Origin of the sequence: Pseudomonas sp. BIGb0558, assembly GCF_024807515.1 — a bacterium.
In the GTDB taxonomy this organism is placed as follows: Bacteria; Pseudomonadota; Gammaproteobacteria; order Pseudomonadales; family Pseudomonadaceae; genus Aquipseudomonas; species Aquipseudomonas yamanorum_A.
The window spans coordinates 26,264-40,189 of record NZ_JANUEW010000028.1 but is presented as its reverse complement, the minus strand read 5'-3'; the positions used below and the strand labels follow the sequence as shown (position 1 = coordinate 40,189).

At 61.2% G+C, this 13,926-nt stretch carries 12 protein-coding genes; 11 read left to right on the top strand and 1 reads right to left on the bottom strand.

What is annotated here, in order from left to right; translation table 11 throughout:
• Positions 1 to 76 precede the first annotated feature (76 nt).
• From M2400_RS25230 to M2400_RS25185, 10 genes are all read left to right on the top strand, one after another.
• Entirely contained in the window at positions 77 to 640 is a 564-nt protein-coding gene (locus tag M2400_RS25230; RefSeq protein ID WP_259198852.1) for a fimbrial protein, read from the top strand.
• 26 nt (positions 641 to 666) lie between these two features.
• On the top strand, positions 667 to 1,425 hold the full coding sequence (locus M2400_RS25225; RefSeq protein WP_177079768.1) for a molecular chaperone: 759 nt from the start codon (positions 667 to 669) through the stop codon (positions 1,423 to 1,425).
• A gap of 3 nt (positions 1,426 to 1,428) precedes the next feature.
• A complete protein-coding gene (locus tag M2400_RS25220) occupies positions 1,429 to 3,996 on the top strand; it encodes a fimbria/pilus outer membrane usher protein (RefSeq protein WP_259198853.1) in 2,568 nt (855 codons plus the stop codon).
• A complete protein-coding gene (locus M2400_RS25215) occupies positions 3,993 to 5,015 on the top strand; it encodes a fimbrial protein (RefSeq protein WP_259198854.1) in 1,023 nt (340 codons plus the stop codon). The genes M2400_RS25220 and M2400_RS25215 overlap by 4 nt, the downstream gene beginning before the upstream one ends.
• A complete protein-coding gene (locus M2400_RS25210; protein WP_259198855.1) occupies positions 5,015 to 5,740 on the top strand; it encodes a molecular chaperone in 726 nt (241 codons plus the stop codon). Before M2400_RS25215 ends, M2400_RS25210 begins: the two co-directional genes overlap by 1 nt.
• Positions 5,741 to 5,885: 145 nt before the next feature.
• Positions 5,886 to 6,452, top strand: a complete 567-nt coding sequence (locus M2400_RS25205) for a fimbrial protein (RefSeq protein ID WP_177046397.1) — start codon at positions 5,886 to 5,888, stop codon at positions 6,450 to 6,452.
• A gap of 93 nt (positions 6,453 to 6,545) precedes the next feature.
• Positions 6,546 to 7,337, top strand: a complete 792-nt coding sequence (locus M2400_RS25200; protein ID WP_259198856.1) for a molecular chaperone — start codon at positions 6,546 to 6,548, stop codon at positions 7,335 to 7,337.
• Positions 7,338 to 7,499: 162 nt separating this feature from the next.
• Positions 7,500 to 10,103, top strand: a complete 2,604-nt coding sequence (locus M2400_RS25195) for a fimbria/pilus outer membrane usher protein (RefSeq protein WP_259198857.1) — start codon at positions 7,500 to 7,502, stop codon at positions 10,101 to 10,103.
• A 2-nt stretch (positions 10,104 to 10,105) separates the two neighbouring features.
• Entirely contained in the window at positions 10,106 to 11,263 is a 1,158-nt protein-coding gene (locus tag M2400_RS33435; RefSeq protein ID WP_310503562.1) for a fimbrial protein, read from the top strand.
• Complete coding sequence (locus tag M2400_RS25185) at positions 11,263 to 12,009, top strand: molecular chaperone (RefSeq protein ID WP_259198859.1); 747 nt, start codon at positions 11,263 to 11,265, stop codon at positions 12,007 to 12,009. The genes M2400_RS33435 and M2400_RS25185 overlap by 1 nt, the downstream gene beginning before the upstream one ends.
• Here M2400_RS25185 and M2400_RS25180 read toward each other — a convergent pair.
• A complete protein-coding gene (locus M2400_RS25180; RefSeq protein WP_259198860.1) occupies positions 11,982 to 12,872 on the bottom strand; it encodes a LysR family transcriptional regulator in 891 nt (296 codons plus the stop codon). The genes M2400_RS25185 and M2400_RS25180 overlap by 28 nt on opposite strands.
• A 77-nt stretch (positions 12,873 to 12,949) precedes the next feature.
• Between M2400_RS25180 and M2400_RS25175 the strand changes: the two genes are divergently transcribed.
• A complete protein-coding gene (locus M2400_RS25175) occupies positions 12,950 to 13,873 on the top strand; it encodes a DMT family transporter (protein ID WP_259198861.1) in 924 nt (307 codons plus the stop codon).
• Positions 13,874 to 13,926: the final 53 nt, after the last annotated feature.

Sequence of the window (13,926 nt, the reverse complement as noted above, 5' to 3'; positions counted from 1 at the left end):
TCGCGCAAGGCCTTCGCCTGCCTGTTTGTCAGGTCACTCGGGGCACTTACTTCAATGAATGAGGAATACCTGCGTCATGAAAAAACATGTATCCGGCTTGGCCCGTTTATTAATGGCCGCTGCGCTTGTTTCCGGCTCCCTGAGTGCGGCCGATGGAACGATCACCCTGACCGGCGAAATCAAGGCCAGCACCTGCACCATTAGCAGTGGCACCAGTGGCACTGCGGGCTCAGGTGCAGACTTTGTGGTGGCACTGGACAACGTCCAGGCCGGCTCCCTGGCCGGCGGGGCAAGCCCATCCAAGGATTTCTTTATCTCTGTGGGCGGGGCGGCGGGTACCTGCGCCGACAACACCAAGGTCGCGGTGTTGTTTGAGCGCAGCAGCCCGGCCATCAACCCGGTTACCGGTAATTTGAGCAACACGGCCGCGGCCCCGGCAGCAGCGAACGTGGAAGTGCAAATTATCGACACGGTGGCGAACACCCCCATAGACCTGGGCAAAGGCCAGGCCTCAACGGTTGCCACGGTTACCGGAGGCAAGGCGACGGTACCGTTCGCGGCACGTTACGTGGCCCATGGCGGCGTGGCGGGTCCCGGTGCCTTCAAGACCGAAGTGCAGTATTGGGTGACTTACCCGTAAACCTGCCTTGACCGAGAGGACCGACCATGTTCGCTCTATCAAGCCTTCCAGCCGGCATCGTGCTGTTTTGCCTGACCATGGGTGTTGCGCAGGCGGGCATTGTGATCAATGGCACCCGGCAGATTTATCCGGAGCCGCGACGGGAGATCACCGTCCAGGTCACCAACGACGATGCATCGGCCCCGCGCCTGGTGCAGGTGTGGATGGACGGTGGCGACCCCCAGGCCGCCGCCGAACGCAGCGAGGTGCCGTTCAGCATTTCCCCGCCGGTATTTCGCGTCGACCCCGGTAAAAGCCAGGCCATACGCCTGGCGTACACCCGTGAGCCATTACCATCGGACAGGGAGTCCGTGTTCTGGCTGAACGTGCTGGAAGTGCCGCCCAACGGTGCTGGGGCTCAGGCGGACGCGAACCAGGTGCGCTTTGCGTTTCGCATTCGCACCAAGGTGTTTTTCCGCCCGCAGGATTTACCCGGCACTGCCCACGACGCGGCGGACCAACTGCAGTGGCGTGTATTGGCAGGCCGCCCGGCGCTGCTGCGGGTGCACAACCCCACACCCTACTACGTGACCTTTCACGAAGTGGCGCTGGTGACGGGCGCCGGGCGAATGCCCACCGAGCACCAAGGCATGGTCGCGCCGTACGCCAGCCTGGATCTGGCACTGCCCGGCACCTTGGGCGAGTTGCCGACCGGCGCGCAGGTGCAGTTTCAGTACATCAATGATTTCGGCGGGTTCTCTGCGCCTCGGCAGGCCTCCTTTAACGACAGTCACCTGAAGCCCTGATTTATGCGGATCCGAACCCAACCCCGTTCTCTTTCTGCACCCGCGGTACTCAGTGGTATCTGCGGCCTGTTGTTCTGCCCGAAGGTGCCGGCGTCTGCGGCGATGTTCGACCTTGACGCGTTTTCGGGGGGAACGACCCCTGGCGTCGATGTGTCTCGCTTCAATCGTCGTAACAACCTGGGCCCCGGCCAGTACCGTGTCGACCTTGCCATCAACGGCCAGAGCGCGGGGCGTCACGAGTTGGATTTTATCGCCGAGCCGCATCAGGAGGGCGCCGTGCCGTGTCTGGACTGGCCGTTGCTCGAGCGCCTGGGGGTGGTTCGCGGCAAGGTCGAGCCAGTGCCTGTGCCCGGCCCGCTGTGCGGCGACTTGGGCAGTCGAATCCCGATGGCCGTCAGCACCTTTGATTCGGCGGCACTGACGCTGGCGATCAGTGTGCCGCAGGTCTACATGAACGCCGCCGCCCGTGGCGCGGTGGATCCGGCCCGCTGGGACGAGGGCATCACCGCCGGCTTGCTCAGCTACAACTTCAGCAGTTCGACCACAACCCGCGGCACGGGCGAGGATCATGCCTACCTGGGGCTCAACAGCGGTCTTAACCTCGGGCACTGGCGGTTGCGTCACCAGGGCGCCCAGTCATGGGACTCCCGCCACGGGCGGGCGACGTATCAGAACACGTCGACCTACCTGCAACGCAACCTTGCGGCGTGGCAGTCGCGCCTGACGCTGGGGGACAGCTTCAGCAGTGGCCAGGTTCTCGACAGCACTCGCCTGCGGGGGATCAGCCTGAGCAGTGACGATCAGATGGTCGCGCCCTCGCAGCAAGGGTATGCGCCCGTGGTGCGAGGCATTGCCGACACTCAGGCGACGGTGCGTGTCAGTCAGAATGGTTACACGATCTATGAGACCAGCGTTGCGCCCGGCCCGTTTGTCATTGATGACCTGTTCCCCACCGGCAGTGGCGGCGACCTGACCGTCACGGTCAGCGAAGTGGATGGCCGCAAAACCGTGTACACCGTGCCCTTTTCCGTCGCGCCACACCTGTTGCGCAGCGAGGTCACGCGCTACAGCCTGGCGCTGGGTGAAGTCCGTCACAGTGGCATTGAAGGCGGTGCGCCACTGGCCTTTCAGGGCACGCTCCAGCATGGCCTGCTCGACCGCTTGACGGTGTATGGCGGCGCGAGTCTGTCCCAGGGTTATATCCAGGGCAATGCAGGTGTGGCGTTCGGCACCGGTTGGGGGGCGTTTTCCGTGGACCTCACGGATTCACGCGCCCACATTCCCGGGCATGGCGTGCTGACCGGGCAAAACCTCGGTGTGAGCTACAACAAGAACCTCACGCAAACCGGTACCCATTTCACGGTGGGTGCCTATCGTTTTTCCACCGTGGGTTACTTGAACCTGACGGATGCCATGAACGTGCGCGAACTGGGCCGCCAGCAAGGGGATATCGACGCCTATGCCCGGCAGAAAAGCCGGCTTGACCTGAGTGTGAGCCAGCAGGTCGGCCTCGGCGCGCTGGGCTTTTCCGTCAGCTCGACCGATTACTGGAACCGCCGGCAAGGGCGTGAAACGTCCCTGAGTGTGAGTTACGGCGCCGCCTGGCGCCAGGTCAGCTGGAACCTCTCGGCCCAGCGCTCGCGGGTCGAGGAGTACCGTCAGCATACCGGGCTGCGGGATGAGCGCACACCCGGCGGCGGCCAGGTAGACAATCGCCTGTTGCTGACGTTGTCCATGCCGCTGGGCAGCGGCGTGCGTGCGCCGAGCCTGAGTACGACCCTGTCCGCAAGCCGCGGCGAATCCTCAAGCCGTCAGCAGCAACTGGGCATCAGCGGTGTGCTGGATGACGCCGGGGCGATCAACTACGGGGTGTCTGCCAGTAATGCGGCTGACGCAGGTGGCGCCCAGCGCTCGGCCAGTGCCAACGTGGGTTACCACGCCAGCACGGCCAATGTGCGCATGGGCTATGGGCAGGCGGGCGGCAACAGCCAATTGTCGTTCAATGCTGACGGCGGGTTGATTGTGCATGACGGTGGCCTGACCTTCTCCCACTACCTGGGTGAAGCGGCGGCGCTGGTGCATGTGCCGGATGCCCAGGGCGCGTTGCTGAACAGTGGCAACGTGCGGGTCGATCGGCGCGGCTACGCGGTGGTGCCTTCGCTGCGCGCCTACCAGGCCAATACGGTGGGCATCGACCCCGATGGCACCGCGCAGGATGTGGAACTGACGCAGACCACACAGGACGTGGTACCGACCCTGGGAGCGGTGACGCGGGTGATCTTCAAGACGGTTGTCGGGCGTGCGGTGGTGGTCAAGGCCCGCCGGGAGCGGGGGGAGCCATTGCCGTTTGCCGCGCAGGTGTTTGATGAACAGGGCAACGAAGTGGGGGTGATCGGCCAGGCCAGCAAGGCCTTTGTGCGCGGTATCGCCGACCAGGGCACGTTGACTGTGAAGTGGGGCGAAAAATCCACTGATCAATGCGCCATCCTCTATCGGTTACCGCCTGCCGGCAGCGGGCGACAGAGCCAGGTGGATCAAGTGCAGGGACAGTGCAGGGTGACTCAATCATGAGGCTGTTTATCGGCCTGTTCTTGTTGGGTGTGATGGGCATGTCACAGGCCGCCGAGAAGGCCCAATGCACTCCCGGTACCGACATCAACCTCTCTCTTCCCACGATCAAGGTGCCGGCTGACGCGAAGGTGGGAGACGCCATCGGCCAGTTTCCCTTCGGTACCACACATGCCATGGGTTGCACCTACCCCAACTGGCTGATCCAGATAGCCGAGGCGTCGTCCCTGGCCGTCGTCAACAGCCCGGCCACAGGGCAGACCTACCGCGCCCTGGGGCTGGTTATGCCAGTGTTTGCGAGCAACATTCCCGGGCTGGGATTCGCCATTGCGGCACAAGACCCGAACACGCCGTTGAGGGCCATCTCCGATAGCCCGATCAAGTTGCACATTGCGCCTCAGCGCAAGCCGGGAACCTGGGGCTTGAAGGGGCGCCTCTACCTGGTGGTCACCGGGCAGGTGTCGGGGGGCACGCTGGGCCCTCGCACGATTGCCAGGTTTACGGTCAGCCCTGCGGACGTCAGCGGGCCGGGGTTTCTCGCCGTGAACCTGGGCAATGCAGTGATCGCGGCACTGATAAAACCGACCTGCAGCGTCAGCACCAGGACGCTCACCCTGGCGTTGGGCGTGGTGGCCAGGAGAGACTTCAAAGGGGTTGGCAGCCATGCCGGCTCCGTGACCGATAACCTGGTGATCAACTGCGCGGGGGCCACCGAAGAGCGGACCACTGATGTATTGATTACCGTGACCGACCAGACCGCGCCCACCAACCGCAGCGGTGTTTTGTCGTTGTCGCCTGCGTCGAAGGCGACGGGGGTCGGCCTGCAATTATTGAGTGGCGGGCAATTGATCCTGTACGGCGCCGACTCGGCTTCCGAGGGCAACCCTAACCAATGGCTGGCGGGCAGCATTGGCAACGGTGCCCTGCGTATCCCGCTGACCGCTCGCTACATTCAAACCCGGGACAACATCACTCCGGGCAGCGCCAATGGTGTTGCGACCTTCACCCTGAGTTATCGCTGATGAACATCAGGGTATTGCTGGTCACGGCATCCCTGTTGGCCAGTACCCAAACATCGGCAGATGTCGTCATTGACCGCACCCGGGTGGTATACCCCCAACAGGCCCGGGAGATGACCCTCAGCCTGACGAACGAGGCGCTTGAGCCGAGGCTGGTGCAGGTGTGGATCGACGCGGGTGATGCCATGGCGCGGCCTGAGTCCAGCGATGTGCCGTTTCTGGTGGTGCAGCCCCTCTTGCGGGTGGAGGCCGGAGCGGGGCAGGCGTTGCGCCTGATCCATACGTCGGAGCCCGATCAGCCACGCCTCACCACGGAGTCGTTGTACTGGCTCAATGTCCTGGTGATCCGGCCAGCGCCGCCGGCCGGTGAAAGCAACCACCTGAGCCTGGCCTTTCGCACCCGGATCAAGCTGTTTTTACGCCCCGAAAGCTTGCCGGGCGCCGTGGCGGACGCACCCGCAGCCTTGCGTTGGACGTGGCAGGGCCGCTCGTTGCACGTGAGCAATCCGGGCGACTATTTCATCACCTTGTCTTCTGTGGTGCTGAACCGCGAAGGCCGTACCTGGCGCAACGACCTCCCTCCAATGTTGACACCGCGCTCCAGCGCCACGCTGACGCTCACCGCCGCAGGGCCGGCAGGGCAGGTCGAGGATCAATTCACGACCCTCGATGACAATGGCGCATCCCTGAGCCATGCGCTGGCGCCCGTTGAAACCGAAGCGGAATAGTTGAGGCGCAGGCGCGAAACAATTTGATGAGACTTTGTATGGATCGAATCTCAGCGTGCTCCCCACAGAAGGCTACGAAGGTGTGACCAAAGGACGACGTTGTCTTGGGCCGCTTTCGTTAGCCCATTTTCTTAAGGAAGCGTTGATGATGAAGAAACAACTATTGGCAATGGCATTACTGGCAACTTCTGGGGTAATGGCCACTGCTGTGTCTGCGGCGGACGGAACCATCACGATTTCCGGCGAGGTTAAAGGCACTACGTGCACGATCAGCGGCGGTACCGGTGCCTCTCCAGGTACGGGAGCCAACTTCCCCGTCGTGCTGTCAAGCGTCCAGACCTCAGCCCTTGCGGCTGCTGGTCAAACCGCCGGGGCAAAACCGTTCTTCGTGTACGTCGGTGGTAACGCAACATGCCCGGATGGAACTGTAGTTGCTGTGTTGTACGAGGCAAGCAGCCCGAACATCAATCCGGGCACCGGCAACCTACGTAACGTCGCAGCGGCAACTCCGGCGACCAACGTAGAAGTACAGATTGTCGACAGTGCCGTGAACACACCCATCGACTTGCGCTCGGGTCTCAATTCGACGCCTGCAACCGTCACCGGCGGCCTGGCGACGCTGCCTTTCACAGCACGCTATATCGCCACCGGTGGGCCCGCGGGCGCTGGGTTGGTCAGTACCAGTGTGCAGTACTCCGTTACGTTTCCTTGATCAGGCCGGGCTGATTGCCCCTGCGTTTTTTGCCTGAAGTTCTCACCCGGTGCGATTGCCGGGTGCAGACAAGAGCCTATCAAGGAATAAACAATGTTCAATCTCTCAACGACATGCAGCCGTTTGCTGATGCGAGTTGTATTGGGTTTCAGTCTGAGCCAGGCCACCCAGCTTGCCTCTGCCGGGGTCATCATCAACGGCACACGGCAGGTTTATCCAGAGCAGCGCCGTGAGATCACGATCCAGTTGACCAATGATGATCAGCACACACCTCGGCTGGTACAAGCGTGGGTCGATGGCGGTGATGCACATCAGGCTCGTGAGCTGAACGAAGCCCCCTTTAGTCTTTCGCCACCGGTGTTTCGCCTGGATGCGGGGAAAAGTCAGGCGATGCGCCTGGCCTACAACAAGGCTCCATTGCCCGCCGACCGAGAGTCTCTGTTCTGGTTGAATGTGTTGGAGGTGCCGCCCCGGATTAACGAATTCGACCCGGTAACCGAAGAGGGCGACCGCAATCACCTGCAATTCGCCTTCCGTATACGCACCAAGGTGTTCTTCCGGCCGACCGGTTTGCCCGGCAATGCAGACACAGCTCCTGGCCAACTGCGTTTCGCCCTGCAGCGCAGCGCCAAGGGCGTGTTACTGCAGGTACACAACCCTTCGGCGTACCACGTGACGTTCAATGAAATTGCCTTGGCCATGGGAGCCGGGCCTGGCGCCAGAGTGCTCCCGGTCGACGCGCAGATGGTCGAGCCAGGCGGCACGCTGAGCCTGCCGGTTCGCGAGGCGGTAGCCGTCATCCCTCCCAGTGCTCAAGTGCATTTCAAGTACATCAATGACTACGGTGCCTTTTCACCCACCCAGCGAGCTGCGCTGCAATTTTGAGCGTGAACAGACGGCTGTTGACGTCGGTTGGATGGCTGCACGCATCGCTCGATGTCGCACAGATTGCTCTAAGCCCCTTCTGAAGTTTTGACTATGCCAAATTACGTTCAACTACGGGTATATCGTTGCGCCCCGGTTTTGCCCTTCAAACCTGGAAGGTTGATGCTTGGCGGGCTGTTCGGCGCGGTATTGATCTACTCCGAGATGGCTTTTGCGACCACGCCGACCTTTGATCTGGGAGCGTTCTCCGGCGGTACGGCGGCCACGGTGGACATGTCCCGTTTCAATACCAGCAACGTCATGAGCCCTGGTGTTTACCGCGTTGATATCATCGTCAACGGTCAGCGCGTGGGGCGCCGCGATGTCGACTTTATCGCCCTCGATACGAAAAGTGGCGCCGTGCCCTGTTTTTCCCGGCAAATGCTGGAGCAGTTGGGTATTGCGTGGGACAACGTTGAGCGCGACGCCGGCCTTGACGTGAAAACCAGCCCGCGTCTGGACGGCGCGCTCTGCGGCGACCTGGGGCAATGGATTCCACTGGCCAGCAGCAATTTTGATGCATCTGCGCTGGAGCGGTCTGCCAGCGTTCCGCAGCTCTACCTCAAGCAATCCGCCCGGGATTATGTCGATCCGGCCTATTGGGATGACGGCGTCACCGCCGGCTTGCTCAACTACAACTTCAGTACGTCGGCCCGCACCTCGGGCAACGTAGACGATCGATCCTACCTGGGGCTCAATACGGGCGTTAACCTGGGCAGTTGGCGTTTGCGGCACCAGGGAGCTCTGAGTCAAAACTCTCGCACTGGCTTGCAGCCTTATCAAAATACCGCGACCTACGTGCAGCGCAGCATCGCTCCCTGGAAGTCACAGCTGACCATTGGCGACAGCTTCAGCAGTGGGCAGATTCTCGACGGCGTGCGCATACGCGGCGTGACCCTGGCGACCGATGAGCGCATGTTGCCGCAATCGCAACAAGGCTATGCGCCGCAGGTTCGTGGTGTGGCAAGCAGCAATGCCACTGTCACGGTCAGCCAGAACGGTTACACCATTTATGAAACCAAGGTTGCTCCAGGTCCCTTTGTCATCAGTGATTTGTTTGCCACTGGCTCCGGCGGCGACCTGACCGTCAGCGTGACCGAAGTGGACGGGCGCCGGAACACCTTTGTAGTGCCATATTCTGTGACCCCACAGTTGTTGCGTGCCGACGCCATCCGATACAGCGCAACCTTGGGCGAGGTACAGCAGCGGGGGATCGAAGGTAAAGCCCCGTCGGTGTTCCAGGGCACCTTACAGCGAGGCCTGACCGACGAGGTGACGCTGTATGGCGGCGGCTCATTTTCCGAGGGTTATAACCAGGGCAAGGTCGGTGTGGCGGTGAGTACGCCTCTCGGCGCGTTTTCCCTCGACGGCAGTGGCTCGCGAACGGGCGTGCCGGGACAGGGCAATTTGTCCGGCCACAGCTTTGGCCTGGGCTACAACAAGAACCTGCCGAGCTCGGGTACGCATTTTTTGCTGGGGGCCTATCGTTTTTCGTCCGACGGTTTTCTCAGCTTGCCTGATGCGATCAACGTGCGTGATCTCGGGCGCCGGGACGAAGACATCAATGGCTATGCCCGTCAGAAAAGCCGTATTGACCTGACCGTCAGCCAAAAACTGGGGGACGGTACGTTGAGCCTGTATGGCAGCTCGGTCGATTACTGGGGGCAGCAGCAAGGACGCCAGACCTCGTTTACGGTGGGCTACGGGGCGACTTGGAAAAAAGTCAATTGGAACCTTTCGGCCCAGCGTTCGCGGATCGAGGACACCCGCCAACTGACTGATGGTGAACTTGCTGACGAGGTGTTTTTTGGGCGCACCGCGCAACAGGGTCGCATCGACAATCGCTTCATGCTGTCCCTGTCGATGCCATTGGGCAGTGATTTCAAATCGCCCAGTATCAATACCACGTTATCCCGTGACACCGGTTCGTCCCGCGGCACCCAGCAGCAAGTGGGGATCAACGGTTTGTACGGGGAAAATGCCGAAGGCAGCTATGGGGTTTCGGCTAACCGCAGTACCAGCGGGGGTAGTAGCTCCAGCGATGTCAATACGTATGCGGGCTACCGCACGCGTGCGGCCAACTTGCGGGCGGGGTATGGCCAGAGCAGGGACAGTTCTCAGTTGTCCTTCAGTGCCGATGGCGCTGTTGTTGCTCACGCGGGTGGCATGACCTTGTCCCAAAGCCTGGGGGAGGCCTCGACGCTGGTTCATGCACCGAATGCCGAAGGCGCGATGCTGGGCGGCGCTGGCGGTACTCGTATCGACAGCAGCGGCTACGCAGTCGTGCCGTCACTCAGGGCTTTCCAGAACAACGTGGTTGAGATCGACCCCGAAGGCACCGCCCTGGATGTGGAGTTGAAGGAGTCAACCCAGACGGTGGCCCCGACGTTGGGCGCAGTGACATTGATCACCTTCGAAACCATCAGTGGGCGCGCCGTGATACTCAAGGCCACGCAGAAAAACGGCCAGCCACTGCCATTCGCCGCCCAAGTGTTCGATGAGCAGGGCCGTGAAGTGGGCGTGGTCGGTCAGGCCAGCAAGGCGTTTGTGCGCGGGATCGCGGACAGCGGAGTGCTGCTGGTCAAGTGGAGTTCGGCGGCTGACGGGCAGTGCCACATCAACTACCAAATGCCACCGCAGCTCAAGGGCGAGCGTCAGGCAAACACTGATCTTCTGCAAGGGCAGTGTGTCGCTTCGCCTGGCTCCCATGTGTTGACCGGGCTGTGACGATGGCGAGCTTATTGAGCGATTCAAACCGTTTTGGGGGATATGGAAAAATGCTTATTCGTTTTTGCTGCGTGATGTTCACGAGGCTGTGGTGGCAGTTAGCGCGGCCCAGAGGGTATAAAAGGCCGGGTGGTATGGCGTGGTGCATGTCCTCCAGTATGTTGTTGCTCAGCGGAGCACTGCTGTCCAACACGGCTTATGGGATTGCTACCTGCTCACGTGGGCCAAGCCTCACCGTGTCCACCCCTGCGACAGTGGATATACCTGCAAACGCGGTCGTGGGCCAGGTTATCGGAAATACTAATGGGTACAGTTTCGACATGGTCGACGCCATAAGGTGTACGGGATATGACGATTGGATTATCCGCAGCTCCCGCTACCGGCTGAACGGCTTTGATTCAGGCCAGTTCCTCAGCCACTCCGGGCTACGAATGCCGATTATCTCCAGTGGAATACCCGGTATTGGTTTCGCAGTGAGGGCTGCAGATACAAACGGTGGTTACGTGGCCGTCGGTCCATTCTTGAACCCACCGTTGCATACAACCGGTAATCGGCTTGGCGTTTGGGGGTTCAAGGCTGTTGTTTACATGGTGCTTACCGGTCCGACCACTGGCGGAACGTATGATGGCGGGTTTTTAGGGTTCTTTTCCCTGGAAGCTTCGACCGGTGGCTCTACTCACGAGACCAGGCTTCCAAGCATTGACTTCAGAGCGCCCCGCAAGCCCACCTGCAGCGTGTCGACGCCATCGGTGCGAATGTCGCTGGGGACGGTTTCTACTACCGCATTCCGAGGGGTCGGCAGCAATGCGGGCAGTACTACCGAAAATATCAGCCTGAGCTGCGGCGGGGGTGATGGCAGTACCCGTGACGTGTTGATCACGGTGACCGACCAGACCCAACCGGCCAACCGTACCGACGTGTTGTCCCTGGCCGGTGGCTCAACCGCCGACGGTGTGGCGTTGCAGCTGTTGCGCGGGCCCACGCTGATCCGCTATGGCGCCGACTCCTCGGCCATCGGTAACCCCAACCAATGGTTGGCAGGCAGCACCGGCAACGGGACGTTCACTATCCCCCTGACCGCCCGTTATATCCAGACCGGATCCAGCATTACCCCGGGCACGGCAAACGGGGTGGCAACGTTCACCATGGCCTATCGCTGATGCGCTGGATTTTGAATCCGGCGGGATTTGCATCAGGCCTGGCGCTGCTGCTGTTTTCGAGCTTGCCTCGCGCGGAAATCGTGATTGACCGCACCCGTGTGGTCTATCCGGCGCAGGCGCGGGAGGTCACGGTCAATCTGACAAATGAGAGCAGCGGCCCGCGGTTGGTACAAGCCTGGGTTGACGATGGGGATGCGCAGTTGGCGCCTGAACTCAGCGATGTTCCCTTTAGCCTGAGTCCGCCCATCGTGCGTATGGAAGCCGGTCAAGGCAAGGCGTTGCGACTGATGTTCAATAAGGGGGAGGGCACGGCGCTGCCAACGGACAGGGAGTCGGTGTTCTGGCTCAACGTACTGGGTGTCCCGCCCAGGCCCGAGGGCGAAGCCAGTACGGTGCAAGTGGCGTTTCGCGCACGGATCAAATTGTTTCTGCGCCCGAATACATTGTCGTCGTCCGTTCTGGAGGCCTCGCAAGGGCTGAAATGGCGCAGGCTTGCGGGGGATGAACCGAGGCTTGGGGTAAGCAATCCCAGCGCCTATTACGTGACCCTTTCCAGCGTTGTATTGGCCGCTAATGGCGCTCAAAGCCGTAGCGACGACCCGCCGATGATCGCACCGTATACTGCCGAAGTCGTACTTTTGACGGGGGCGGCCCCGTCCCGGGACAAGCCCGGGATCCGTTTCACGGCCATTGACGACAACGGATCAACACAAAGCCATCAAGCCGAATGGACGTCCGATGAGTAATCCTGTTGGGTTGCCAGCTTTATAAACGCCAGGGTGGCGGGAGACGATTGGCGTTGATCCAGTACGGCCAGCCCCACCTGGCGCTTGACGGCAGGTGCCAGGGGTTTTTTCAAATAACCTGGTTCGTTCGTCTGCGGCAGTGACAACTCGGCAACGATGGTCACACCATCGCCGCGCCGCACAGTGTCCAGCGTGCTCAGCAACTGCGAGCAGCGGTAGCGGATATCCGGTTTGAGCCCGGCCCCGAGGAACAGCCGCGAGACCAGCTCGGCAGACCCGGCCTGGGTCAGGATAAACGGGGTGTTGCATAGCTGCTTCAAACTGATCCTGGGTTGATGGGCTGAAGGATGGTTCACGGGCAGAAGGGCCACCAGTTGGTCCTCGACCAACGGGAACGTATCGAAGCGCTCCTCGGGCAGCACCACGAACGCCACATCGATGCGCCGCTCTTCCAGCCACTGCATTACCTGCCGATCCGGCCCTTCATCGACATGCACCTCAATACCCGGGTGCAACTGGCCAAAGCGCTGCAGAATCCTGGGCAACAATCGAATCGACGAAGTGGGCCCGAAAGAGCCGATGCGCAACGTCCCGCGCTTCATCCCGCGGGCATCGGCGGCTTCCTGTTGCAGCGTATTGGCCAACCCGAGCATGGCCCGGGCGCGCAACAGCAGCTGTTGGCCGATATCACTGAGTTCCACCTGGGACTGATGGCGGCGGATCAATTCCACACCCAATTCCTGCTCGAGGGATTTGATTGCGTGGGACACCGCCGACTGGCTGATGCCCAGGCGATTGGCGGCGCTGGTGAAGCCTTGCAGCTCGGCCACCAGTGAAAAGATTTCAAGCTGGGTAAGGGTCATGAGTATTTACTCATTTTACGATGACAAGGGATTAGCCAAACAATAAGCCATTCCTGTGTTTCCTGAGTAGAAATCTGATGAACCCGACCTCTGACCGTCTCACCTATCTGAAGCTGGCGGCCGTGACCATGATCTGGGGCGGCACCTTCGTTGCCGGGCGCTATCTGGCCGCAGGCCTGGACCCGCTGCTGGCGGCGACCGTGCGCTTTGTGCTGGCCAGCCTGGCGTTGCTGGGCTTCCTGGGCATGGTACGTATTCGTCTGGTGCGCCCGACCATCGCGCAGTGGGTGCAATTAAGCGTGCTGGGTTTTTTCGGGATCTTTTTCTACAACCTGTGCTTTTTCTACGGGCTGCATTACATCAATGCGTCGAGGGCATCGCTGATTGTGGCGTTGAACCCGGCGGTGATTGGCCTGGCGTCGTGGCTGCTGTTCAAGGAGCGTTTAGGGCCGCTCAAACTGCTGGGTATCGCGCTGTGCCTAGGCGGCGCGGGGCTGGTGATTGTCAGTCGTAACCCACAGCTGTTGCAGGGCGCGGCGAATGCCTGGATCGGTGACCTGCTGATTTTTGGCTGTGTGGTGGGGTGGGGCGTGTACTCGCTGTTCTCCCGCGGCCTCAACCAACACCTCGGGCCGTTGCAAACCGTGACCTGGTCGATCCTGCTGGGCACGCTGATGCTGACGATCACCACGCTGGCGACGGGCCGGTTGACGGTGGCCGCACTGAGCGCCATCGATCTGCCCCAACTGACGAGTTTGTTGTACCTCGGCGTGCTGGGCTCGGCGCTGGCCTATATCGGCTATTACGATGGCCTGCGCCGTATCGGCGCCACCCGCGCGGGCGTTTTTATCGCCCTCAATCCGCTGACGGCGGTCATCTGCGGCGCTTTGCTGCTCGGAGAGCAACTGACCACGCCGATGCTGATGGGCGGGGCGGTGATCCTGCTGGGCATCTACCTGTGCAACAAACCCCTTGCGCGGGCGAGGGCAATGGGGATTTGATAAGAGTACGGACAAATCTGTTTACGCTGTGTAGAATCGATTTACGCATACAA